The organism is Halomonas sp. 3H (assembly GCF_024206005.1).
GTDB lineage: Bacteria > Pseudomonadota > Gammaproteobacteria > Pseudomonadales > Halomonadaceae > Halomonas > Halomonas campaniensis.
The window spans coordinates 2,844,073-2,866,280 of record NZ_CP100360.1; the positions used below are offsets into that span (position 1 = coordinate 2,844,073).

General features: G+C 55.9%; 18 protein-coding genes and 2 tRNA genes. 10 read left to right on the forward strand and 10 right to left on the reverse strand.

The window, feature by feature from the left end:
* Window positions 1-93 precede the first annotated feature (93 nt).
* Window positions 94-170 (forward strand) — tRNA-Arg (locus NFC98_RS13230).
* Window positions 171-704: 534 nt separating this feature from the next.
* Here NFC98_RS13230 and NFC98_RS13235 read toward each other — a convergent pair.
* The 5 genes from NFC98_RS13235 to istA form a co-directional block, all read right to left on the reverse strand.
* Window positions 705-869: a hypothetical protein gene (locus NFC98_RS13235; RefSeq protein ID WP_254275399.1), complete on the reverse strand. Its 165-nt coding sequence runs from the start codon at window positions 867-869 to the stop codon at window positions 705-707.
* 279 nt (window positions 870-1,148) lie between these two features.
* Entirely contained in the window at window positions 1,149-2,789 is a 1,641-nt protein-coding gene (locus NFC98_RS13240) for a reverse transcriptase domain-containing protein (RefSeq protein ID WP_254275400.1), read from the reverse strand.
* Between the two features lie 643 nt (window positions 2,790-3,432).
* Window positions 3,433-3,822, reverse strand: coding sequence for a helix-turn-helix transcriptional regulator (locus NFC98_RS13245; RefSeq protein WP_254275401.1), 390 nt, complete (start codon window positions 3,820-3,822; stop codon window positions 3,433-3,435).
* Between the two features lie 1,292 nt (window positions 3,823-5,114).
* The gene (gene istB / locus NFC98_RS13250) at window positions 5,115-5,921 is read right to left on the reverse strand and encodes an IS21-like element helper ATPase IstB (protein WP_254275402.1); all 807 of its coding nucleotides are present in this window, start codon (window positions 5,919-5,921) and stop codon (window positions 5,115-5,117) included.
* A complete protein-coding gene (istA, locus tag NFC98_RS13255; RefSeq protein ID WP_254275403.1) occupies window positions 5,918-7,099 on the reverse strand; it encodes an IS21 family transposase in 1,182 nt (393 codons plus the stop codon). Before istA ends, istB begins: the two co-directional genes overlap by 4 nt.
* A gap of 558 nt (window positions 7,100-7,657) precedes the next feature.
* Between istA and NFC98_RS13260 the strand changes: the two genes are divergently transcribed.
* The 5 genes from NFC98_RS13260 to NFC98_RS13280 all read left to right on the forward strand — a co-directional run bounded on the left by NFC98_RS13260 (window position 7,658) and on the right by NFC98_RS13280 (window position 12,018).
* On the forward strand, window positions 7,658-7,909 hold the full coding sequence (locus NFC98_RS13260; protein ID WP_254275404.1) for a type II toxin-antitoxin system Phd/YefM family antitoxin: 252 nt from the start codon (window positions 7,658-7,660) through the stop codon (window positions 7,907-7,909).
* 1,134 nt (window positions 7,910-9,043) lie between these two features.
* The gene (locus tag NFC98_RS13265) at window positions 9,044-9,412 is read left to right on the forward strand and encodes a transposase (RefSeq protein WP_254275405.1); all 369 of its coding nucleotides are present in this window, start codon (window positions 9,044-9,046) and stop codon (window positions 9,410-9,412) included.
* Complete coding sequence (gene tnpB / locus NFC98_RS13270) at window positions 9,409-9,744, forward strand: IS66 family insertion sequence element accessory protein TnpB (protein ID WP_254275406.1); 336 nt, start codon at window positions 9,409-9,411, stop codon at window positions 9,742-9,744. Before NFC98_RS13265 ends, tnpB begins: the two co-directional genes overlap by 4 nt.
* 80 nt (window positions 9,745-9,824) lie before the next feature.
* Entirely contained in the window at window positions 9,825-11,354 is a 1,530-nt protein-coding gene (locus NFC98_RS13275) for an IS66 family transposase (protein WP_254275407.1), read from the forward strand.
* Between the two features lie 523 nt (window positions 11,355-11,877).
* Complete coding sequence (locus NFC98_RS13280) at window positions 11,878-12,018, forward strand: hypothetical protein (protein ID WP_254275408.1); 141 nt, start codon at window positions 11,878-11,880, stop codon at window positions 12,016-12,018.
* A gap of 18 nt (window positions 12,019-12,036) precedes the next feature.
* Here the strand turns inward: NFC98_RS13280 and NFC98_RS13285 are convergent, their stop codons facing one another.
* Window positions 12,037-12,639 carry a recombinase family protein gene (locus NFC98_RS13285; protein WP_254275409.1) on the reverse strand — a complete coding sequence of 201 codons (603 nt, stop codon included), beginning with the start codon at window positions 12,637-12,639 and terminating at the stop codon, window positions 12,037-12,039.
* A 287-nt stretch (window positions 12,640-12,926) separates the two neighbouring features.
* Here NFC98_RS13285 and NFC98_RS13290 point away from each other — a divergent pair, with 287 nt between their 5' ends.
* The 3 genes from NFC98_RS13290 (at window position 12,927) to NFC98_RS13300 (ending at window position 17,684) form a co-directional block, all read left to right on the forward strand.
* On the forward strand, window positions 12,927-15,026 hold the full coding sequence (locus NFC98_RS13290) for a hypothetical protein (protein ID WP_254275410.1): 2,100 nt from the start codon (window positions 12,927-12,929) through the stop codon (window positions 15,024-15,026).
* 637 nt (window positions 15,027-15,663) lie between these two features.
* Window positions 15,664-16,533, forward strand: coding sequence for a hypothetical protein (locus tag NFC98_RS13295; protein WP_254275411.1), 870 nt, complete (start codon window positions 15,664-15,666; stop codon window positions 16,531-16,533).
* 413 nt (window positions 16,534-16,946) lie between these two features.
* Entirely contained in the window at window positions 16,947-17,684 is a 738-nt protein-coding gene (locus NFC98_RS13300; RefSeq protein ID WP_254275412.1) for a hypothetical protein, read from the forward strand.
* Between the two features lie 71 nt (window positions 17,685-17,755).
* Here the strand turns inward: NFC98_RS13300 and NFC98_RS13305 are convergent.
* The 4 genes from NFC98_RS13305 to NFC98_RS13320 all read right to left on the reverse strand — a co-directional run bounded on the left by NFC98_RS13305 (window position 17,756) and on the right by NFC98_RS13320 (window position 21,740).
* Window positions 17,756-18,608, reverse strand: a protein-coding gene (locus NFC98_RS13305) for an IS5 family transposase (RefSeq protein WP_254275413.1) whose coding sequence is annotated in 2 segments (ribosomal slippage) — window positions 17,756-18,251 and window positions 18,250-18,608 — 855 coding nt in all. Because the reading frame shifts where the segments join, the coding sequence is not laid out codon by codon here.
* Between the two features lie 203 nt (window positions 18,609-18,811).
* Window positions 18,812-19,456 carry a hypothetical protein gene (locus tag NFC98_RS13310; protein WP_254275414.1) on the reverse strand — a complete coding sequence of 215 codons (645 nt, stop codon included), beginning with the start codon at window positions 19,454-19,456 and terminating at the stop codon, window positions 18,812-18,814.
* A 154-nt stretch (window positions 19,457-19,610) separates the two neighbouring features.
* Window positions 19,611-20,312 (reverse strand): type IIL restriction-modification enzyme MmeI, encoded by a 702-nt coding sequence (locus NFC98_RS13315; protein WP_254275415.1) that lies wholly within the window; start codon window positions 20,310-20,312, stop codon window positions 19,611-19,613.
* A gap of 87 nt (window positions 20,313-20,399) precedes the next feature.
* Complete coding sequence (locus NFC98_RS13320) at window positions 20,400-21,740, reverse strand: site-specific integrase (RefSeq protein WP_302055064.1); 1,341 nt, start codon at window positions 21,738-21,740, stop codon at window positions 20,400-20,402.
* A 121-nt stretch (window positions 21,741-21,861) separates the two neighbouring features.
* Between NFC98_RS13320 and NFC98_RS13325 the strand changes: the two genes are divergently transcribed.
* Window positions 21,862-21,938, forward strand: a tRNA-Arg gene (locus tag NFC98_RS13325).
* Window positions 21,939-22,208 lie beyond the last annotated feature (270 nt).

A 22,208-nucleotide genomic window follows, 5' to 3' on the forward strand; every position in this document is an offset into this window, starting at 1 on the left:
GGGACCAACGGTGCGGCAAGGTAACGCAGCGTGGCGCCTCTGTCCTCGGCGGTTTATCTCGACCCCGACTTTCCCTATAATGCGCTCCGCGTCGCCCCCTTAGCTCAGCTGGATAGAGCGTCCCCCTCCTAAGGGGAAGGTCTCAGGTTCGAATCCTGAAGGGGGCGCCAAATTTTTCAACACCTTAGTGTCGTCAGCCTGCTGCAAAAGCTCAGCAAAACCATCTTCGCCCCCTGCCCCGCCCCCTAGATTGAGTAGCGCTACCTAGCTAAGCGTTAGCTCTGCCGCATGCCCCGTTACGACCAACGTGACGACAGCACAAGCATCCCGCTACCTCGTTCCGGCCAAAATTTGCTGGCGTTGCCCAGCAGAAGAAGGTTGCCAGCAGGCGAGGCCATCCGTGACGACATCAGCTGGATACTCGGCCATGCCAATGAGCCGATGACGTCGCGGTATGGTCGAGGCCAGCACTTGGGCTTCCTACGGGATGTTGTCGAGGCAGTAGACTATCCCGAGGCCGATCTCGGATCGATCCGGTAGAAGGCATTCAGGGCAAAGTGGGGCGTCAGCTCAGTCAATACATGAGAAAGGACTTCGGCCGCCGGGGTAGTGTAGGACCGCTCCAGCGGCCGAAATAGGATGTCGTTTGCCGCAGGATGCAGCACCAAGCCCGCTCAGCGCAATTCATGCATCGGGGCAAGGGCTCAGTGGGTGTGATTTTTTCCGCGCTTCCGTTTCCCCTGCTCTCGCTCCCTCTCATGCAGCCCTTTCAGGATACCAGTTACAGCCCAAGTGGTGGCAGCGGCAACAATTAACAGAAGGGGTGCAGCGATGACCAGCATGCGCAGAATCTCTGAAATCGCGTTCATGGCTAACCTCCTTCTACCATCCTGGGATGCGCCGAGCCCTGGGGTATTTTCGTTTTTGGAGAATGGAACGTGCCAACAGCGATACCTGTGGGTAGTTGGCTTGGACTTGGCAGCAGCTCGGTAAGGTCGCCAGTTTGGGTCCCCTTTCGCTGTGGCGGCGAGACGTAGGGCTCGATGAGACTCCTGTCGTGGCCGGAAATTTTGCAGTGTTCTTTCGTGGCCTGCCAATTGCTGCTATTTCATACGTTACATCAGCAGATTCTATCTTGCGGTAAAAGCTTAAAGCTGCAAAAAATGCTTTGCACTAATGAAAGCATTCCTACCTGTTAAGCTAGATTCACGCGACACAAAGTCAACCGAAGATGTCCGCCCCTTAACAACCATACCAACTACCTGATTAAAATCGTTAACCACAGGACCGCCACTCAAGCCTGCGCCAATTTCAACATCGACCTCATAGTTATCTACAGTCGAGATATTCACATGTGATGTGACAGATGCTGTTAAGATGCTTACTGTTGTGTGACCAACCATGTGATCTGGAAAGCCCACCAAGGAAACTTGATACCCAGGAAACATTTCTTCCTTGTAGTATATGTCGAGACTTTGAAACATATCGCTGGGGCGGACAACAAAATCGAGCTCAACCACATCACGAATCCTGCATCGACCCACAACTTTCATCAAGTATTTAGTGCCAGGATCTCCGACTCTTGAGATATAGCAATTCGCGGGATCTCCAGCCTTGCTAAACGTATGAGAGCAGGTCAAAACCTTTTGACCTCTAACCATAAAAGCCGTCCCTTGAACAAACTCTTCGTTTTCACCAATATTAGGAATCCCCTCAAAATCGAGAACCCACACACATTGCTGAAGATATTTCTGCCTCGCCATTTTTTTGAACTTAATATCAGTATTCACCAAGCGATGACTTCTTGTAGGAAGCTTTCGCCCCAAGGGAAGACTGTTATATTTTTTAGCGAGCATTTGATAAACAGAAGAATCAATCCCCTTAACCATCCCTATAAAACCAACCCTACCCGCAACAACGTTCTCAAGCTTGGAAAACTGCTTGCCGGGGTTTTTTTCTAAAAAGACAACATTGGCTGCGTCAACATCAATGGAAAGAGAGTGAATCATAGCCTTTGTTGTTCTCACATAGCGGCGATCTACATTAATTTTCCGATTAACTTTCAAGCCAGTCACAACTTGTCTCGAGCGAGAGCTTTCGCCCCGAGTTTTCTTGTCATTCAGCGAGAAGCCACTTTTTTCAACAACTTCAACCAGCTCTCTTGATGGGTGATACACTCCATTGACTGAGTAACACACTCCCTCACAATTATAGTTACGGAACGAAAAACTAATATCGTCTGCATAGCGCGTATAAAATGCACGATTATTTTTAGCCAGCAATGATAACCGACGATCAAGTTGTCGACTTACCATATTTGAGATTACAGGGGAGGTAGGTGCCCCTTGGGGGATTGAGCCATGAAAACAACAAATAGTCGCAACGAGCTGAGCTGTCTTGGGGTTAAGGCTATACGGTGGTGAACACAGAAGCCCTTTAACACGACCAAAATTAATATGACCAAAGAAATCAGATAGATCGATATTAAAAACCAAAGCTTTCCCCACATGAGGGCGAGCATTGAATATAACACCTCGCCCCGTTACAAAGGCTGTTGCAGCCGAGTGCGGGACATATAAATCTTCAAGCAAAGGCTTAAGCCTGTTCTGCAAACACCTCAGCTTCTCGTCAGGTGATGAAATGGCTCGAAGGCCACCCATCTTCTTAGGAATGAAGAAAGTTTTGTATAGATTATCAGGCCTAATTCCATAGGCGGTATGGCAAAGATTGGGATAGGTAGTTCCTAGCAACTCAGCCAGCCGCCTAGGCGTAATGCTAGAATCCAACATTAAAGCCACCTTCGGGGTTTCACTTTACGCTATTCGACAAGACGCCGATAACACTGAAAGTAGCATTTTGGATTACGAGGTAGAGGCGCTGCAGGTTCGCGATCCTCATGCTAACATTGTTGTCAATCAGCGGCATTTGACTCCGCCAAGATTAACCCCCGAAGGTGGCATTCGCAAATTACCATCACAAAAAACAAAAATCAAGGCACTACTCGGAGGAAGGCAAAAACCAAATTATCGTTTAAGTAACGTTAAATTCAAAAACAACCCCTCCACTCCTTCATCATACCAGAAAGCTCCGTTCAGCCAAGGGAGCAGACCACCACAGCGTCTAAAACAAATTTGCCTTCGAAAGCAGGCGGCTTTAGGCAAAGCAGTGTGGCTAGCAGTGCTCAGCGCTCAATGCCGGCAAATACTTCGTATAAGGCGCCATAGGTCGAGAGTTATTCCGATGGGAGTTAATTTTCTGGAGCACAATCATGCATGCTGAAATATCTAACCATTAATATAAAACCCTCTTATATCCCCCTAACTCACCGGGCACAACAAGAGGGTATTCCCACTATCTCATACTGAGCATCCGTCGCGCCGAACACTATGACTAAATCAGCGCGCTGAAGCTATCTAAGGTTAAGTTCACGCATCATAAAGGCTTACCGCCTCTGCCGAATCTGACAATATACTCAAAGCCTTTTCGAATATCATCGCCGACCTCCGGATCAGCTTGATTGTTAGCATGTCGCCACACCTCAAGCATGCAGCGCTCATTGTTCGTAGTCATCGGCCCACAGCACTGCTCAATCATCCGCAGTGTCTCTGGCATATATTCACTCATGGCCAGCCGGAAAAGCCACGCTGAATCGACACGCAGGACCCTGGCAAAGGGCTCCACCTTATCCAAGGGCAGCTTCGTCTTTCCTCTGCGAATCATGGTGATGACATTCTGATTGTGATAGCCAGCTGCCTCAGCCAGATCTCTGTTCGCAACACCCAACTCCGCCTGACGCTCTACGATGAATTCTGAAACGCTCATTGCCACGACAATTCTCCTTTGTCATATCGAGACATAGGAATATTGACGCATACTCAACTGGCAGAGAATGACGGAGAGCTTCGGATTGTCACGCATCTCGCGTTCCAGATAACGAAGGTGGCAATAGTTTCGGAAAGACAGAAAACTACATGCAATAGTGTATGTAAGCGCCCTAAAGGAGCTACCTCTGGACGAGATGCGGTGCGTTGAGCCGAGGTGGAAGATGTGACGTTTCGGCTCCAGGTATAAGAACCAATTTGACGTTTCTGTAAGGGACCGTCAAACCCTCTGAAACCACCATCATACGGGGGTTTCTCTTTGATCAGCACCCCGTCAAACCCCGATTCCGAACGTCAACGTAACGTCACACTCAGAAGCGCTTTTCAAGGACGCTGGGAAGCGCTCCAGAAGCTCGTGTGAGACGTTTCCCACGCAGATGCACACACACGCTCCACTCGAACAGGGAAACGTCTCAGAGAGCGATTCTGACGTCCTCCCGACACAGCGACAACCCCAGGATCAGGAGAGCGGACAGGACGACCCCATCGACACGTCCCGAGAACGTGTCGACCAGAGGCGGTTTCCTCGACATGAGGCAGCCGGCCCGCCGCGCTCCGCTCCATCCGACCTCCTCTCCTCCAAGGCTCAAGCCCTATATCTCTGTAGTAACAAGACTATGATGTTCGGATGAGAGTGGTTATATAGAGGGAATGAGGCATTCAATACAAAAACTCTGCCTCACGCTGATCCTCGGATGAGGCACTGCCTCCGCCTGCTCAGCCACCTCCGCTACCCTGAGCCACCTCCGAGACCTCGGATACGACGGTCTATCCCCTCGCAGGCTCGGGAACGTCAGGCTCGTAGAGGCAGATCCTCTTTGAGCGAGCCCTGCCCGCTGCCATCGGCCCCTGCGATAGGTTGCTAGTGCAACGCTGCCGGAGAGCAGCCTGGTTCATGATCAGGCATGCATGCGGGATTTGCCTGACACCAGATAGCGATAAGGATTAATGGAAATAATTTCCATAAGCTAAGAGCTACGATTTCTGGATCAGGGGTTCTGAGGCTGGGCAGAAATGTGCCGATGGAACCAGCCAACACCAGCGATGCCTCGCCACCATGCACGACAGACCGACAACTATCATCACATAGCCCCTGACCAGCTGTGTGCCAGGCCATGGGCTATCGCGACACCGCACCGCCCATCCAATCAAGCCTTGAAGGTCAGTCCGCCTGATTTGTCAACGTCAGCGAAGGTTGTCCGGTTTTCATCAATTCAGATTGTCCGGTGATCATCAGTCTGCACTCATCGGAACAGGGTCAGGGGCGTGTGAGGTCTCGTCCTCCTTCGTCGTCGGTGTGGTCACCAATCCGGCTCGACGCTTGTCCTTCAGCCGGTAGCTCTCGCCTTTGATGTTCAGCGTGGTCGAGTGATGCAGCAGCCGATCCAGGATCGCCGTGGCAATGACCTGATCGCCGAAGATCTCACCCCAGTCCATGAACGACTTGTTCGAGGTGAGGATGGTGCTGGCCCGCTCGTAGCGCCGGTTGATCAAGCGGAAGAACAGGCTGGCCTCCTCGCGGGTCATCGGCAGGTAGCCCATCTCATCGAGTACCAGCACCTTGGGATAGGTCAGCTGCTGGAGTTGCCGGTCCAGACGATTCTCCTGGCGAGCGCGCATCAGCGTGCTGACCAGCCGATCCAGGGTCATGAACAGCACCCGGTGGCCGGCCTCGGCGGCTTTCACCGCCAAGGCGACGGCCAGATGTGTCTTCCCGACGCCGGGCGGGCCGAGCAGCACGACGTTTTCTCCGCGCTCGACGAAGCCCAGGCCGGCCAGCTCGCGCACGATCTTATGGTCGATGCTGGGCTGGAAGCTGAAGTCGAACTGCTCCAGGGTCTTGATCCACGGCAGCCGCGCCTGCTTCAGGCGCGACTCCAGCCCCTTCTGGTGGCGCCCGCCCCATTCCTGTAGCAGGGCCTGTTCGAGGAACTCGCGGTAGTTCAGATCCTGCTTGCTGGCGTGCTCGCAGAGGCTGTCGAGCGAGGCCTGGAGGTGGTCCATCTTCAGGCGGTTGAGTAGCTGTTCCAGGGCCATCACAGCACCTCCTCGTAGACCCGCAGGTCACGCTGCTGCACCGACAGGGTCTGCTGCCACAGGGCGGCATGGTGCTCCGGGACAGTCCGCCAGCCGGCCTGTGGCGCTTGCAGGCGGTGCTGCGCGATGGCGTCACCGGCCGGTGAATAGACGGTCAGCTCATCGTCCAGGCTCAGCCGAATCACCACCGCCTGGCCGCAGTAGCTTTCCGGAACGCTGTAGCGGTTGCCACGGACCTCGATGTAGCCGTCCCAGCCGACCTGGCGCAGGTCGTGGTAGCGAGTGTCGAAGTCCGTGGCTGGCAGTGGCCGGAGGGCCTTCGCCTCGGCGGAGAAGCGCTCGGCCGGGGCCTGGCGGAACTGCCTCAGCGGTCGCTGATCGGCCACCCGCTCCAGCCACAGCAGGAGCAGCTGGTTCAGGTGGGCAATGCTCTCGAATTGCCGATAGCGCTGGAAGAAGTGCTGCTTCACGTAGCCCACCATGCGCTCGGTCTTGCCCTTGGTGCGGGGGCGCTGCGGCCGGCAGGCCTTGGGCGCGAAGCCATAGTGGTTGGCCAGTTGCAGAAAGCCAGCATTGAAGATGACGCGGTGGTCGCGGTCATGCTTCAACACCGCCGCCTTCTGATTGTCGACCAGCACCGTGCGCGGTACGCCGCCGAAGTGGCGGAAGGCCTGCACCAGCGCCTCGTAGGTGTGCTCGGCGTCCTGGCTGGGGGCCGCCCAGGCATGGAAGCGCCGCGAATAGCCCAGCGTGTTGACGGCGATATTGACCTTGCAGCGCTGGCCGGCAACGACCGTTTCGATCTCGCCCCAGTCGTGCTGGAGCTGGAAGCCGGGCTGGGTCTCGAAGCGCACCGTCTGCTTGCTCGGCCGCAGCGCCCGCTTGGGCTGGATGTACATGCGCACGATGGTGACGCCGCCGGTGTAGCCCTGCTCGCGGATCAACTGGAAGATCACCTCGGCGTTCCAGACATTGTCGGCCAGAAGCTGATCGATGATCGGCTTGTAGGGATCCAGCTTGCTGCCGCGCGCCCTCGCCGGGCGCCCGGTGGGTGCCTCCTCGCGGGCCAGATGGCGGCGCACAGTGCGTTCGGAACAGCCGATCTGGTGTGCAATGTCCACGAGGTGGGCGCCTCGCTGGTGAAGTTGCCTTATCATGAGAAAGCCCTCTCGGCTCAGCATGGCGCGGCCCTTACAGGTTTGGTCACCAGCAAGGAAAGGTCATGCGGGTCGGGGGGACAATCTGTTTTGATGATTTACGGACTTATAGCTCCGGCGTCGACAGATTCCCATGGAATGCTGAATGAGTAGCGGCACATAGCCAAGAACAGAAGCAGTGGGAAAGGAGGCAGGGATACATCGGGCGCGGGGATTACCGCCATTGCCATTGTCGCCGATCAGCTACCGAACCTTGGTCGACCGCCAATTAGGGAAAGGCTCCGCCGGCATACCGACCCCAGGGGCCAAGGCTGTCATCAGCTGGGAGGCTCTTGCCACGACCTCAGCACAGCTCGATGCCCCAGAACTCTGCCTCAGCTCAATAGCGTCGTAGGTGTGTCTGGTGCCATGGTGTCTGACAAAGGAGTTAATCGATGCAGACGGTGATGACGACAGCCATCCCCATGATCACCACCGAAGTGCTCCTTCTACTGGATAGGCGTCCATACGAAAACCCGAAACGGGAGAGCGTAAACTTGGCTATATTGATCATGTGCCAACCAGCCGAAGCGGATCGCGCCCATGAAGATCGGAATTGAGGAAGCTGAGGTGCAGCTCGAAAAACTGATCGAGCGAGCGCACAGTGGCGAGCATATAATCATCACAGGGCACTCAGACGGGAATGTCGAGTTGATACCGGCTGGAGAATCGCCAAGGCGTGCTGTGACCAATACAGTCCTCCTGGGCTCCATGCGCGGTGAGATCGACTATGAAGAGGGCTGGGATGCTCCTTTGTCTGAGGTCGAAGCCAAGGAATTCTTCGGCAACGACTGATATCGCCAGAAAAAAGACACCCGGAGGTAGTGATCGTCAGTCCCGTCCATGACTGCCGATGCTATGCTCCGGGCGCTCCACACTGAAACGAAGGTGCTGCGGTTCGCGAGTTTCGGCCTCCCTACTAGGTTCGCTACCCTCGTCGCCAGTATAAGCAGTCTTCGGCAACTCCAGCGACGGTCAGATTTCAACCAACTGAGTCGATCCAGCACGCCGGACAAGTGCAGCCCTCCCTGGCTGCGTGACCCAGACGCATGGCGCGGACCCGTGGTCGCTTTCTGCTGGCGTCACTATCACAGTAGCCTCTGCCCTACTGTCCCCCACGGCGAGATCGCAGATCCTGCTGTAAGCGATATCCCACACGCCCTGGTCACCATCAGCCTACACCTCCATGGTGCTTGCCATGTCTGGTGTCGCTGTAGATAATCCACTGGACGTCCAGCCAGTATCGGACGACACGCAAGACCCTGCGGAGATATCGGTGCAAACTTACGTTCGGCCGCAGGGGTAAGTCGGTGAGGTTGCTGCTCAGGTCACGCGAGGGAGTGTCAGCGAAAGGCGCTCAAGCAGCCAGCAGCAACTCTGAATGTGCAGAACCAGGATCGTCAGGGAGGCCGACGAAAGGCGTCCAGTGCGACCGGCTGCATTGCCATCGACGACAGCTAGAAGAGATCCACGACAACAAGCTGTGCCTGACGAGGTTCTCCTGGTGGAACGGCCACCAGGGGTCGCTGAACGAGGCGTCGTGGTCGTAACAGGAGGTCGCCCGGATCTCACAGCCTTCTGTTACGGGGTTCAGCGCAGTGAGGAAGAGGCCCCATACGGATGGCGGTGTGAGAAACCGCGGGTAAGCATGGGTGGCTGGAGGGAGAGCCTTACCGAAGCGTCGACGTTCTCAGCGTCCCGCGACGGTAAGGAGTTTTCTACCCTCCCCACCGGATGCAGTCTCAAAAAACACCACAACCCCTTCTTGTTGAAGCAGAACAAGAAGGGGTTTCTCGTTGTAGGGAGAAGGAGACGCACTGCATTGGCTGGGATGGCGCGGGCGCGGTAACGGGCCGGTGAACACGCCTTCCGCGGAACCCTCTGGCCAGCGACATTAGGTGCCCACCTATTAATAAGTGGACACCTACCATGACTGACTTAAGCGTGCTGGAAGCCCCTCGGAAGCGTCGTCGTTTCACCGCCGCGTTCAAGGCCAGAATCGTCGAGGCCTGCCAGCAGCCCGGCGCCTCCGTGGCCGGGGTTGCCCTGGAGCACAGCCTTAATGCCAACCTGGTCCACAAGTGGATCCGCACCGCCCGTCAGCGGACTGCCGCGCCAGAAGCACCCGCGTTTGTGCCGGTGCCCATGTCCAGCACCTCATTACCGGTCGCTCGCCAGAATCAGGTGGCGGACCATATTCTCCTCACGATCCCGCACCCCAACGGCCCGCTGGTCATCGAGTGGCCTGCCTCGGAGGCCGACGCCTGCCGATCTCTGATCCGAGAGCTTCTCGCATGATCCGTATCGACGAGATCTGGCTGGCCACCGAGCCGCTGGACATGCGTGCCGGCCCGGATACCGCGCTGGCCCGAGTGGTCAAGGTGTTCGGCGCGGCACGTCCGCACTGTGCCTATCTCTTTGCCAACCGTCGCGGCAACCGTATGAAGGTGCTGGTGCACGACGGCCTGGGTGTCTGGCTATGTGCCCGGCGCTTGAACCAGGGCAAGTTCCACTGGGCCGGTAACTGGCATGGCGATCGCGTCGCGCTCTGCCCCGAGCAGGTGACGGCGCTGGTTCAAGGCCTGCCCTGGCAGCGTCTCGGCGCCGGCGGAGTGATCTCCATCGTGTGATCCGCGGCACAGACGTGGCGGCCCGGCTATTCGCGGATGCGCTAATCCCGCTGTCAGCGTCGGGCTGGCATACTTGTCGGATGACCACGTCGCCCGATCTGTCTCAGCTCTCTCCCGATCAGCTCCGCCACCTGGCGGCAACGCTGATGTCGCAGGTGGAAGAAAAAGATAAGGCGCTCCGGCACAGCGAGCAGGTCAACCAGAAGCTGACCTATGAACTGGCATTGCTCAAGCGCCACGCCTTCGGCAAGCGCAGCGAGCAGCTCAACGTCCTGCAGATCAGCCTGCTGGAGGAGGTGGTGGATGCCGACATCGCTGCCATCGAGACCGAGCTGGAAGACCTGAAGCTCGCCTCCACGCCGCCGGCGACCAAGAAGGCCCCCAAGCGCGCTCCCTTGCCCCCCGAACTGCCGCGCACCGAGATCCACCATGACCCGAAGAGCGAACATTGCGCCTGCGGCTGCCAGCTGCGGCGGATCGGCGAAGAGATCAGCGAGAAGCTCGACTACACGCCGGGCGTGTTCCACGTCGAGCGGCATATCCGTGGCAAGTGGGTCTGCGACCAGTGCGAGACGCTGACCCAGGCGCCGATGCCGGCGCAGATCATCGACAAGGGCATCCCCACCGCCGGCCTGCTGGCCCAGGTGCTGATCGCCAAATATGCCGATCACCTGCCGCTCTATCGTCAGGCACAGATCTTCGCCCGCGCCGGCGTGGCGCTTCCGCGCTCCACCCTGGCTGAATGGGTCGGCATCTGCGGCGTGCGGCTCCAGCCGCTGATCGATGCCTTGCGTGACCTGCTACTCAGTGAACCCGTGCTGCATGCCGACGAGACGCCGGTACCGATGTTGGCCCCGGGCAAGAAGAGAACCCACCGCGCCTACCTCTGGGCCTATGCCACCACGCCCTACGCCGGATTGAAGGCGGTGGTCTACGACTTCAGCGAAGGGCGCGGCGGCCAGCATGCCCGCGACTTCCTCGGCGACTGGCGGGGCAAGCTGGTGTGCGACGACTACAGTGGCTACAAGCAGAGTTTTGCCAACGGCGTCACCGAAATCGGCTGCATGGCCCACGCCCGGCGCAAGTTCGTCGATCTGCACGTGGCTGACAAGAGCCAGATCGCCGGTCAGGCCATCGAGCTGATCGGTCAGCTCTACCAAGTAGAGCGCGAGGCCCAGTCACTGAGCGCTGAAGAGCGCCAACGGCTGCGGGAGACACGAGCAAAGCCCATCGCCGACGCGCTGCACCGCTGGATGTTGGCTCACAGAGAGAAAGTGCCGAACGGTACAGCCACCGCCAAGGCGCTGGACTACAGCCTGAAGCGTTGGGCGGCGCTGACGCGCTACCTCGACGACGGCGGGTTGCCGATCGACAACAACCAAGTCGAGAACCTGATTCGCCCCTGGGCGCTCGGACGTTCCAACTGGCTGTTCGCTGGATCACTGCGCAGTGGCCAGCGTGCCGCCACCATCATGAGCCTGATCCAGTGTGCCAAGCTGAATGGCCATGAGCCCTACGCCTACCTGAAGGACGTGCTGGAACGGCTGCCGACTCAGAAGGCCAGCCAGCTCCACGAGCTCCTGCCCCATCACTGGCAACAATCCGCCTGATCATGCGCCGGCGGTGATGCCCGGTCGCTTACCGGGCGCGGGCACGGCGCAGACCATGACTCCCGAGAACACATCGTCGGAGAGCACCTGCCACACTTCGCCATTGTTGTATGCCCGGTGACCAGACAATCAGCGACAGCCTACGCCGAACACTGCTGTGAAATGCCCCAGGAAGCGCATCAGGACGTGAAGAGCCTCCTACCCCACCCAACCCCATGGACTGCTCACAAACCCCGCCACAGAGCCTTGTGGAGCGTTTACATGCCACTCAGCCCATTCGCTCAACCACCGTCAGCAGAGCTGTCGTGATACCGCTGGAATCCGCTTCCACGTCACCGTCGGGAATCGCTCCTCGCCGTGAGCATCCCACACGGGAAGCAAAGCCCTAGAAAATTGCCAGAGTGCTCTGGGCAGTGCTGCCTGTTCGGGGCATCTCCCAGAGCGTGACGCCTTATACTTACGCGATGGTGACAGGCCGCACCCGTCGATGCGACCATCCAGTTGATGAGCCAGAGGGCATTCGATGAACATCTTCTTCGGGTTTCTGCGGGTCTGCGAGGTGCTCAACTGGCTGATAGGCCGGATCGCCCTGCTCTTTCTGAAGATTCTGTTGCTCACTCCCGTCTGGATCATCGGATTTATTCTCTACCAGCTGCTCTTCTGACCGTTGATGGAGCACCAGTCACCCGGCTTGGCTGGCATCGGTCTTCAGCCACCCCTCCTCCCGCGCCCTTCGCCAAGCACGCTTCACAGATGGCACCGAGATCCTAAAATGCTGAGCGGTTCTGGTGATCGTCTCGTTGTTGGTCCAGCGCCACTCTGCGACGGCACGGTCATCGATGACCTTCTCACGCCCGAGCCGACGCCCTTCAGCCCTCGCCTTGAGGATGCCGGCCATCTGCCTGGCTTTGATGTTGCTGCGCTCCAGCTCGGCGATTGCCGCCAGCATCGTCAACATCGCCTTGCCTACCGGGGTCCCGAGTTCGAAGCCTTCCCTTATAGAAACGACGGCAACACCTTCGGCATGAAGCCGTTCGACAGTCTCAAGCACATCCACGGTGTCACGTCCCAAGCGATCAATCGCATTGACGACGAGCGTGTCACCTTCCCGGATGTAACTCATCAGACTTGAAAAGCCGCCTCGCCGGGCTGCCTTAGTTGCCCCTGATACCGCATCATCAGAGAACCAACGGTCAACCTTATACCTGGACTCGATAGCATGACGCTGAGCGCCGGTCTGCTGCTCTTCCGTGCTCACTCTGACATAACCGATGATCGCACCCATCATTACCCCCAATACTTATATGGTTCGAAACCTCGGATCGAAGTATGATCTTCGGATCAGTGACATTGTCACTCAACTGACCCTGGCGAGCAGCAGATATTCGTAGCGGATCACAGCGTGAACCCTTTGATCCGTGACACGTCACGCACTGTTATAAGCGACCAACTAACACTACTGACGCGTCACGCTACCAGCCGATTATTGACAACTCTTCGGCTTGCCAGATACAAGAATGAAAAAAGCCGGCTCGATGGAAGCCGGCAAGCACAGAGTGATGATATTTTAACATGAAAACAGCGTCCATCACGGCCTCTGGTCGCGGAAAAAATGCACCCAGCATCGTAAGTAACAGCTTACCTAAGAACCGCTCAAACGCAGAGCGCATGCGGGTTTGGCACCTTCAACACGCCCTCGGCCAACACCAGAGCCCAGTAGCTCTTTCTCTTCACTCTATACAGCTTAAGAGATGGAAGGAGAAGACACTGTGTCACCTGATCGGCGACCACTACCTCTCACCAGAACTGCGCTTCTACTATCAGGCACTGGAAGATCTGGTCAAGCAGACACCGGAGTGGGGTCTGGCATTCGTGACAGTCAACTTCTCCGACACGGTGACACAGGTTTTGGCACGGAAGGCGAAGCGCACGCCGGCGGGCGCGTATGCCGACACAGTCAACAAGCGACTCAGAAAAGCAGGAATCCGCTGTCAGTGGTTCACGGTTGTTGAAGACCAGAAGGGAAACCTGCACTCCCACAGTATCATCGGTTACCACAAGGATGACGAGCAGGCTATCCGATCCTGCTTCAGGCAGGACACGGACAACCTCACCTCTGGCATGCGCTTTCAGAAGACCTACAAGCTGCGCTCCAAGAAGAACACCAAGCGGACCGTGAAGAACCAGGGCTTCACACACCGTGACGGCCTCAGCGACTTCCGAATGGCCTTCGTCAACATCGGTGCTGCTGACTACATCTCCAAGTCATTGGAGAAAAAGAGCCCCTACATGGACAGCGGTAGCTGCCGAATCTATGTTCCCAACCAGCTTCGGACATCGGCCAAGAACCGCTACGAAGCAGCGAGAATCAAGCAGCAACACCTGTCATCCAGCAAGCGAGACCTGTCCAACCTGAGCTGCCATCAGGCCATAACGTATCTCAACTCTGGCTGGATACCACAGATCAGCTCCGAGGATGATCGCCTTCACGACCAGCAAGCCTCGGAAATCGACGAGATGCTGGGCTGGAACGACTTCCGAAATAATTCGCCTGCTTACGACTGGCAGTATGAGGAAGGTGAGACAGCGCTTGAAGCCTACCGTGAAGTGGAGCGCTTCATGACGACCAAGACATCAGAGAGAGACTACGAGCAGGCAGTGACCGCTGCCGAGGCTGCTCATGAGCAGTGCCTGAAGCCGAGTGAGCCCTCGGAAAGAGATTACGACGAGATTCTTGCAGAGGTAGCGCTGGCGGATCGGCAGCAGCGGAAGGCTCAGAACATGTGTGAACGCGACTACGACCAGCTCCTTGTGGAGGTCGCTCCCTTCCTTGATCACCAGCTCCTCTCCGAAGAGGCCAGTTCAGTTGAGCCACATGATGAGCTCGATGCGTTCATCCGCCAGGAAGGCCTGTCAGAGCTCGTTGAGCTGATCACCAAACACCGAGACACCTTCTCGGCTGATCGTCCCTACACGCCCTCCCTGGAGGCTTCTGAGGCACCAAACGATGCTGTCATGACCTCGGTGGTCACAGCTGCCGACTCAGCTCGAACAGTCGAGCCTCTCGACAAAGCGCTCGGCGACAGCGATGAACATTGGCCTTCACCCCTGACGCTGGACAGCACGCTCCAGAACGCTCTGAGACGCCCCTGTGAGCGTTTTGGAAGTCGAGGAATAGCGAGACAGTGCTCGGGCGCCAGAATGCCCCTAGGGCGCTCTCTGACGCGATATAGAGCGAGTCCTGAGCAGGTCGATACACCTCGGGATCACCGGTGTCTGGGCCCACCACAGAAGCTAAGTCAGCAGAGCTTGCCTGAGGGTAAGCCCAAATGTTGGCTTCTCACCTTTCGAAGAAACCCGGTGTGCCGTATTCGACATTCCGTATCACACGCTCAAAGCCCGTCCTTCGGACATCCAAGAATAGACGGGGGGCTTGCCCAAGTGACAATGCCGTTCGAAACTCCTGCACTACGTGTAGCGGGACGAACACATGAATACACCGGGGGCCATTGTCTCGCTTTTTATTTATATAGCCAACAGAGCTCGGTGGATCAAAGTCAGGAACCAGGTCACGACCACGGTGCAAGTATCTGGTCATGCCATGCTCATCTTTTCTCAGCACATCAGAAACGCGTTTCGACCATTTCTCATCCATCACCGAATTGGAAATGATCACCTTACACTCTTCATCTTTGAAGCGCTTAGGAGCAAGGCAATTTGCTGAAACGCTCAGCTCCATTCTTGTCTCATACAGCGGCGCATCTAGCGAAATCAGACATGCCGGGGACTCCGGCGTCACGTTGATGCCCGCTGACATTCGAACATCGAAAGACCTCACTTCCAGCACATACTCTTCCAAGACTGTCTTGAACCCGCGCTCCGCCTTACTGGTCTTTGGCATGCCAACCTCCTGCCAACTCATCTCTGAGCGCTCAGTATAAGCGTTAGCTATGCGGCAGCACCGGAAATCTGGCAGCTCGGGAAGGGTCAAATATCGTGGCCACATTGAAGGTCCACAGAGATCGACACCAAGATGATCGATTGGGCTCTCTGGTTGCGTGCGCTCTGATCGAGGCCCCCTCACCCATGCAAAAGTTGCCTGACGGGGGTTTCAAGCATTCGAGGCAAGCTGCGGGCTACCAACGCTGTTTCAGCCGCTCGAAACTGAATGTCACAAAGGTTTAGATTCACCTCAACCCCCTGGGCTAGGTTGAATTAGGCAAACCGTGTAGGATTCAGTGAGCAGGGCCAAGCAAAAACGTGGACATAACGCTGATGAACGCCCTGGGCAAAGCGCATGGGAGAGGACATGAAGGTCAATCTCAAGAAAGCCGTCGTAGGTATGTGCCTGATCGCGTCGGTGTCCATGCTGGATGGCGCTGTCGTCTCGACCAGCAGCACTGGCGTCCTCTCTCTTCAGCCCTGGCATATCGCTCATGCTTTCGATGAGGCTCGCTTCAAGGCCGAGCTGGCCAGGGTTCTCCAAAGTGAGCGGATCATAATCGATGCGCTCCAGCACTTTGATCTGCCGCCCTCTCACTATGATGTCTACCGAGACCACATGACGAAGATGTGGGGCAACGATGCGGTCGTCGATACATTCGTCAACGAGGTGACCGCCATCCTTCCAGCTCTGAACCCGGAGAACGCAGCACAGGCCCGTGAGTTCGGCATGAACTATTCCTCTGCTTGGTTCCAAGAGAAGGCCATGAAAGGCTTGAGGCGCCTGGAGAGCGACAAGATTCGCATCCACCTACGGGTCGCTCAAGGCCTATTCGAGAACAGCCCGCCGGAGCTATGCCGTGCAGCCATGTTTGACGAACTGACTGCCTCAGAGTCAAACCGTTTGGAAGTCGGCTATATGGTTACTCGCCCGCCCTCTGAGGTTCGAAGCTACCTAGGGGTGCTGCGTGAGGCGATGCTTGCCGAGCTCAATGACTACCCCACTATAAAGACGGTAGGGCTTTCTCAAAGACAGATTCTTGAACAGGTGTTTGGGCAGCGATTGGCTGATGCGTTGGACGCTCACCCCAATGGTGCAGAGTTGTGGGTGGGCTTAGATGACCTAAACGCTGTGTCAGATCAGGCTCTATGTGACCTGACAGCGATCACTATGCAAATCGCTGCTGATGAGACCGGCGAGGTGGGTGACTGGATGGTTCGCTATATGCTTCAGTAAGTTTATGCATTCAATCCATGTCAGGTCATTACCTTTCCATCTCTATTCGTTCTTTATCAACATGGGGAACACAGGCGAATTGAGTTCCTGAGCAGAGCTTAGGGGGCTGCTTGAAAGTGAACAATGGTTAAATTCACACACAATGGCCTTGCCAGCATGGACTCCATATACTCATTCTGGATGAGCTCGTCATACGCTGTCCGTTTTCTGATAACCCTGACTGAGGCAGAGGCAATCGTCCCTCCCGGGGCGTTTGACCACATTATAGGTCAAGGGTCATGATTACCGGAGCACTGCGGACACATTCGGGGCAGACATGGGCAGCAGAACCGTTGATTCTCCCTGGGCGCTTCAACGCTTCCCTAGAGCGAAAAGTAGTGCTAAGAAGAAATAAATCATAGGAGAATACGGCAATGTCAGAGAACAAACCCGGCAGCGGCTCTCAGCTTATTATTTTTTCTTCATCACTGGCAATTGGGTATGCCATATCCTTTATACCAACTTTTTTACTCATAGTATTATTGGGCAGCTTTGAAACTGCGAAATCGGCCGCATGGTATGTAAGCATCTTGCCTGCTTTAATTCTAGCAACTATTACAATTTCAATGTTTGAGGATGCTCAAAGGAAGACACAAGAAACAAATAAAAAACTGAACAGCGCGAGATTGGCCAACAACTTTTCACCTGCACATAAATTTGCATCTTACCCATGCTCCATTGAAATTGATGAAACCACAAAGAGAGTATTGCTTCAAAACAAGGAAGACATTACCATAATAGAGTTTAACAAGATAATTGATGTAGAACTTTTTGTCGACGACTCTTCAATAACATCACTGAAATCCACATCAGGCTTAAAGGGAGCAGTGGCAGGCGGATTACTGCTGGGAGGTGTTGGTGCGATTGTCGGTGCAATAGCGACAAAGAACACGAGCTCTCAAACCAATGACTACATTGAGAAGGTTTCACTTAAAGTATCAATGAAGAGCTTTTCCAAACCATTTCAGGAACTTATCTTACTTGATGGAAGACAGCTCAAGGACTCTAAGCAGGTTGAGGCCGCATTAAGCACGGCTAATGAGTGGGCTGCAGTATTAGCGCACTGCATAAGATACGAAGAAGATTTCACTGACCAGCCGATGGCAAACTAAATAGAGCACTTGTTTTTCTCAGAAAACTCAAATTATCTAATGCCACCTATGCTACGGTTGCATAGGTGACCCTAGGTTCTGTCTGGAAATTCGGCATGTAGACAGCGATCTATGCAGGCCAGGCATACCATCGCTTTGAAGCTGCTGGCCAACTTTTCATATCGCGTGCAGACCATCCGCAGCTCCTTGATCCAGCCGAAACAGCGCTCGATGATGTTTCGATCTCGATGGCGGGGCTTGTCAAAGCCCCTCGGGGCGCCCGGGCGCGGCTTTCGCTTCATCTTGCGCCGAGCAATGATCGGCTTCATGCGTTGCCGATCGCAGTAGCGGCGAAGCGGATCACGATCATAGTCCTTGTCTGCCAAGATGAAGCGGCAGCGCTTGCGGGCCCGACCCTTGGCCCCAGGCAGATGAACGTGCTCCATGGTGGAGATGAAGTGACGAGTATCCGAGTCTTGCTCGGGTGACAAGATGAACGTCAGCGACCAACCATTCCGGTCACAGACCATGTGGATCTTGGTGGTCAGACCGCCGCGGCTGCGGCCCAGGGCATGGTCTACGGGTTCTTGGTGCCCCCTTTTTGCCGCCTCCAGAGGCGGCCCGGGTGGCGCGGATCGACGCCGAATCGATCATCCAGGTGTCCAGGTCCATCAAGCCATCCTCTCTCAAGCGGAGCTGGAGACGAGCCAGGACAGCCTCGAAGGTTCCATCATCGGGCCACTGACGAAAACGATCATAAACCGTCTTCCAGGGGCCGTAGCGCGCGGGTAGATCTCGCCACTTGGCGCCCGAACAGAGAATCCAGAAGATGCCGTTCAATACCTGGCGGTCATCACGGCGGGGGCGCCCCGTCCTCTGCGGCGGAGACACGATGTCCTCGATGAGGGCCCAGCCGTTCTCGGAGATCTCATAGCGTCCTGCCATGGGTCACCTATGCTGCTGCGGCATAAGTGACATTAGCAAATTCGAGTTTTCGGAAAAAACCCAATGCAATAGCCCTGACCCTTGACACTGCTGGCACTTCATTTACTTATTCAACCAATTCCCCCTAAAATGATTATTTAACAAACCCTGGCTATCAGCCCTACACACAGGGACTCTGTTTTTATAGCTCAAGCTCCATAAAATCAACAATCATTTTTACTTGAACAGACTGCCAAGATGGCTTTTACCTTTTGATTGCCATAAGTGATGTTTCTAGACTTACATATTTGATCCCTACCATTATATACTCCTTCGCAATAATCCCAAGGCCCTTTCCATCTTGACTTTTCTGGCCTGGCTCTAAAGTGACATTCAATAACCTGGTGGTAAGGATTTAAATCCGCTTCCATAGGAGGATTCTTTACTGCAGGAAATTCCGAATTAGGAAATAGGGAAAGCGGACTATTTTCTATGAGAAACCCACTACCATGACAGTTATAACAAACACCCCCATCAACATGGCGATATTTTAATATCTCTCCCAAGCCCGCACACTTCCTACAAACACTGATAGCCCATAGCACATCTTGCTGAGAGATCCTAAAGAGCAGCCCGCTCTCTTCTTTAAAACGCTTTTCCTCCCTTTTTTCCCGGATTACACTCAAGGCAATATCTTCTATACAATCCCTTTCTTCCGATGGATGGCCGGCTGTTATTAAGTCCACCCCCTCCCAGAACTTGTTGTATGTGATTCTCTCATCTACTAATTCACCTGCTTTTTGGATAATAATAGAAGCCTCTTGGGCACTCACTCCATGCTCTTTAAATTTACTTTCGTATTCTATCAAAGCATCTATCCTCTAAAGCTTAACAAACCCCCAACTCGTCACCAGAATTACCCTGATCAAATTTTTTGCAAAAGACATTGCACCAAGCAGAAAGTAGTCGGTGATTTTCACCCCTTCCCGTAGGCTCACTATATTAATCACCTCGCAAACCACTTCATAAAAAATGCTTGGCATATAGCCACATACTACTTTTCACTAATCTTCCTGTAGTGTTGTCCATCCGATACTGCGCAATAGTCACGTCCACGATTCGACTCACAACCTCCCTCACCGTATGCAACTTGACGGCGAACCACTCGCGGGGCCAATAGGAGCCCCCATCACGGCTGTGCAGCGGCTCCGGCGTGCTGAACTCATCGACCTCTTTCAAACGGTCGAACAGCCGCCCCATTTTGGCCGCCGCCTTCAGGTCAGCAGACGCCTCCTCGAAGTGCTTGGTGCGCTCCAGGCCCGCCATCGGGGCGAAGAAAAGGTATTGGGTGGCCAGCTCACCGAACCCCACCTCCAGGTGCTCATCGGTCTTGGTGTCTAGCGCCGTAAGCTCGCGGAAATCCGTCACCACCAGGAAGCGGCACTTGTGACGGGCGGGCTCATCCTCGTCGGCCAGCACCTGAAACGCCTCGTAGATGCTCTCCCCCTGGCGCACCGGCATGAAGTAGAGCCAGTTCTTCAGCGCCACGTGCCCCTCGTCCTTGCGGCTGGCGACGTTGCGCTGCCCGCCGTTGCGGACTTGGGTGATGGTGGCCTTGGGGAAGCCGTAGGCGTCGAGAAAGGCGTAGATGAACTCACCGCTGTCGGCATCAGGCCGGGTCGCAGCGGTGAGGGTGTCCATGCAGTAGGACTGGTCGAAGGCCATGCGGTGCGTGCTCCCTGCGTGCTGGCTCTGGTGGAGCGCTGTGACTCGTTATTCTTAGAGCCTACTCAGCCGACCAGGGGATGTCACTCATGCAGACGTCGAGGGAGGGGCATTGAGACCCTCTTGGCAACCGGTAGCAACGAAGCTCCCCCAGCGGTCCCAAATGTCTACCTGTATTTTGTAGCGCTTGCCCTTGTTGTAAGTTCCTATCAGCTTAGGCGGCATATGGGCGAGCATTGCGTCGACAAGAATAGGATCAGCCAGAAAGGCCTCGGTCCACAGGGTCGCCACACTGCGTCGCAGATCATGCGTCGTGAAGTGCTCCAGGTGATGGAGCGGCGCGTCAGGGTCTTGCTCCTTACGCTCTCTGCCCTGCAAGCGAGCTACAGCCGTAGTGATACTGTCAGGATGAATAGGCCTACCTGCTTCACGGCTCGACTCGAAGATATACTCTGACGAAGACAGTTTCCGTTGTTGCTTCAGGATTTCTCGAGCCTCGTTCGAGAGGTGCACCCGGTGCGCTTGGCCGCCCTTCATACGTCCAGCAGGAATGGTCCAGGTGTCGTTGGCCACCTCTTCCCAACGCATGCCAGCCACCTCAGCACGTCGAGCACCAGTGAGGATCAGCATCTTGATCGCATTGGACACAGGTTTCGACATGGCACTTTTGGACCTTGGCAGCCCGTCAGTGGTCTCGCGTCCCCCATCAGCAACCTTCCATAGCTCTCGGAGCTCGGGCAGCGTCAGGTGGCGCTCTCGTGGGCGGCTCGGTCTTGCCCGGACTTTGGCAGGCTCGATTCCGACAACAGGGTTTTCGACAGTCTGTTCCCGACTCTCACAGTAATCGAACAGGTAACGCAGCAGAGTCAGGCACTGCCGCGCCTCCTCTCTTGCACTGAGAGCGGTTCGCTCAAGAACATCGATCAGGTCTCGACGAGTGATGTCACGAACATATGCTCCTCCCAGAGCTTCCTGGAGATGCACCCGCCAGCGACCTCTCTGCTTCGTCACTGTCCGAGGGGTCGGAACGCTGCCACGACGTCCCGATGAATTCGCGTAGAACTCGATCCAAAGCTCGAAAGCCTGGTCCATCGTCCAAGCAGAGATATTCCGGGCCTTCTCTGCCTTGCGGTGCTTGCGAGGATCAATTCCCTTCGCCACCAGCGTGGCAGCTTCGCCATGGGCATTGCGCGCAGCGCGGAGCCCCATTGCCGGGGACGAGCCCAAGGTCATCTCAAACTGCTTGCCACCGATGTTGAAGCGGTAGAGCCAGCTCTTGGTCTCTCGGTCGGCCCGCGCCTCTAGTGCCAAGCCACTGCCATGCTTCGACCGGACCAGGCACCTGGCCTTGCTCCTTCCTTCCGGAGGCCTGAACGCCGCGACCTCTGCAGGTGTGGTAATCGGTTTCGACCTCTGGCTCACAGCCATCTTTTCGCCCCCTAGTCCGCCCCCTAGATTTGGTAAGACTAGAGCAGATATCCACAACGAGCCAGATTCAGAGAAAAGTTTTTTACTCTATATTTCAATTGACTATAATGCGCTCCGCGTCGCCCCCTTAGCTCAGCTGGATAGAGCGTCCCCCTCCTAAGGGGAAGGTCTCAGGTTCGAATCCTGAAGGGGGCGCCAAAGGATTCAGCAGGTTAGCCCGGCCTCATCGTCCCGCACGTCCCCGGGACGGACCCCGCCCCCAGCAACGCCCCCATCAGGTCCCCGCGCAATCCCCGCGGTGCCTGTCCGCGCCTCGGCCCAGCCTAGGCAATCCCCGCGGTGCCTGTCCGCGCCTCGGCCCAGCCTAGACAGGCATGGTAATCGCCGCCGCCCGTCCAGCCCTCCCCGGCGAGCCGACCAGCCTCGGGTATGTCCGCTAGCGCACCGACGCCAAGCGCCTGTCCGCCT

What these genes read in the sequence shown, in the direction of transcription:
- NFC98_RS13235 (WP_254275399.1), bottom strand. Translation starts at nt 869, where the DNA reads ATGAACGCGATTTCAGAGATTCTGCGCATGCTGGTCATCGCTGCACCC.
- NFC98_RS13240 (WP_254275400.1), bottom strand. Translation starts at nt 2,789, where the DNA reads ATGTTGGATTCTAGCATTACGCCTAGGCGGCTGGCTGAGTTGCTAGGA.
- NFC98_RS13245 (WP_254275401.1), bottom strand. Translation starts at nt 3,822, where the DNA reads ATGAGCGTTTCAGAATTCATCGTAGAGCGTCAGGCGGAGTTGGGTGTT.
- istA (WP_254275403.1), bottom strand. Translation starts at nt 7,099, where the DNA reads ATGCTGAGCCGAGAGGGCTTTCTCATGATAAGGCAACTTCACCAGCGA.
- NFC98_RS13260 (WP_254275404.1), top strand. Translation starts at nt 7,658, where the DNA reads ATGAAGATCGGAATTGAGGAAGCTGAGGTGCAGCTCGAAAAACTGATC.
- NFC98_RS13265 (WP_254275405.1), top strand. Translation starts at nt 9,044, where the DNA reads ATGACTGACTTAAGCGTGCTGGAAGCCCCTCGGAAGCGTCGTCGTTTC.
- tnpB (WP_254275406.1), top strand. Translation starts at nt 9,409, where the DNA reads ATGATCCGTATCGACGAGATCTGGCTGGCCACCGAGCCGCTGGACATG.
- NFC98_RS13275 (WP_254275407.1), top strand. Translation starts at nt 9,825, where the DNA reads ATGACCACGTCGCCCGATCTGTCTCAGCTCTCTCCCGATCAGCTCCGC.
- NFC98_RS13280 (WP_254275408.1), top strand. Translation starts at nt 11,878, where the DNA reads ATGAACATCTTCTTCGGGTTTCTGCGGGTCTGCGAGGTGCTCAACTGG.
- NFC98_RS13285 (WP_254275409.1), bottom strand. Translation starts at nt 12,639, where the DNA reads ATGGGTGCGATCATCGGTTATGTCAGAGTGAGCACGGAAGAGCAGCAG.
- NFC98_RS13290 (WP_254275410.1), top strand. Translation starts at nt 12,927, where the DNA reads ATGAAAACAGCGTCCATCACGGCCTCTGGTCGCGGAAAAAATGCACCC.
- NFC98_RS13295 (WP_254275411.1), top strand. Translation starts at nt 15,664, where the DNA reads ATGAAGGTCAATCTCAAGAAAGCCGTCGTAGGTATGTGCCTGATCGCG.
- NFC98_RS13300 (WP_254275412.1), top strand. Translation starts at nt 16,947, where the DNA reads ATGTCAGAGAACAAACCCGGCAGCGGCTCTCAGCTTATTATTTTTTCT.
- NFC98_RS13315 (WP_254275415.1), bottom strand. Translation starts at nt 20,312, where the DNA reads ATGGCCTTCGACCAGTCCTACTGCATGGACACCCTCACCGCTGCGACC.
- NFC98_RS13320 (WP_302055064.1), bottom strand. Translation starts at nt 21,740, where the DNA reads ATGGCTGTGAGCCAGAGGTCGAAACCGATTACCACACCTGCAGAGGTC.